This window comes from Rubellimicrobium aerolatum, assembly GCF_017872975.1.
Lineage (GTDB): Bacteria > Pseudomonadota > Alphaproteobacteria > Rhodobacterales > Rhodobacteraceae > Rubellimicrobium > Rubellimicrobium aerolatum.
In genome coordinates, this window is sequence record NZ_JAGGJP010000057.1 from 1 (window position 1) to 1,191 (window position 1,191).

A 1,191-nucleotide genomic window follows, 5' to 3' on the forward strand; every position below is an offset into this window, starting at 1 on the left:
AATGACCATTTACTATGTATCGGCTTCTGGCGGTTCGTCGGGCGACGGGAGTTCCGGCTCGCCGTTCCGCACGATCGGGCAGGCGATGGGGTCCAACCTGAAGCCTGGCGACGAGGTGGTGGTGCGGGCGGGCACCTACGCCGAGAGCGTGAACATCACCAAGGACGGCTCGGCGGCGGGCTACATCACGCTTCGCGCCGAGGTGGAGGGCACGGCGGTGATCCGGCCGCCTTCGGGGTCGGGCAACGCCATCAGCGTCAACGCCAACTACGTGACGGTGCAGGGCTTCGACGTCCAGGGCGCCTCGGCCGACGGGCTGGAGGGCACGGGCGTGCACCATGTGCGCGTCATCAACAACACCTTCCACGGCAACGGCGAGTCGGGCATCCAGTTCAACGGCTCGGAGTTCCTGCACATCGAGGGCAACGAGACCTGGGGCAACGCCACCTCCGGCTGGTTCTCGGGCATCTCCATCTACCAGAACCGCAACGTCTCGGGCGACACCACCACCACCGGCTTCCGCACGGTGATCAAGAACAACGTGTCCCACGACAACGTCACGAAGTCGGGCGCCCACACCGACGGCAACGGCATCATCATCGACGACTTCCAGTCCACCCAGACCTCGGGGCATCCCAGTTACACCTATCCGACGCTGGTGGAGGGCAACCTCGTCTACGAGAACGGCGGCAAGGGCATCCAGGTCACCTGGTCGGACTACGTGACGGTGAGGAACAACACCGCCTGGCACAACAACCAGGACACCGCCAACACCGGCACCTGGCGGGGCGAGCTGTCCAACGCCCAGTCCTCCAACAACACCTGGGTCAACAACATCGCCGTGGCCGACCCTTCCGTGGACGGCGACAACACCGCGATCGACAACACCTCCTACGGCGGCTACAGGAACCAGAACGTCACCTGGGCCAACAACCTGACCTTCAACGGCACCCCCGGGCAGGCGTCCGTCAAGACCGACGGCGGCAACAATGCCCCCACGGCGGCGGGCGGCAACAAGCTCGGCCTCGACCCGCAGTTCGTCAAGGCGGGCTCGGACTTCCACCTCCAGGCCGACAGCCCCGCCCTCGACGCCGGCAGCGCCGCCCACGGACTGGCCGCAACCGACCTCGACGGCGATGACCGCACCGCAGGCGCCGTGGACCTCGGCGCCTACGAAGCCGGAAGCGGCGC

1 protein-coding gene is annotated in these 1,191 nt (G+C 66.8%); it reads left to right on the plus strand.

The features are described 5' to 3' along the window. Position 1 precedes the first annotated feature (1 nt). A partial coding sequence (locus J2Z33_RS18080) for a right-handed parallel beta-helix repeat-containing protein (RefSeq protein WP_209843645.1) occupies positions 2-1,191 on the plus strand: 1,190 nt, incomplete at its 3' end.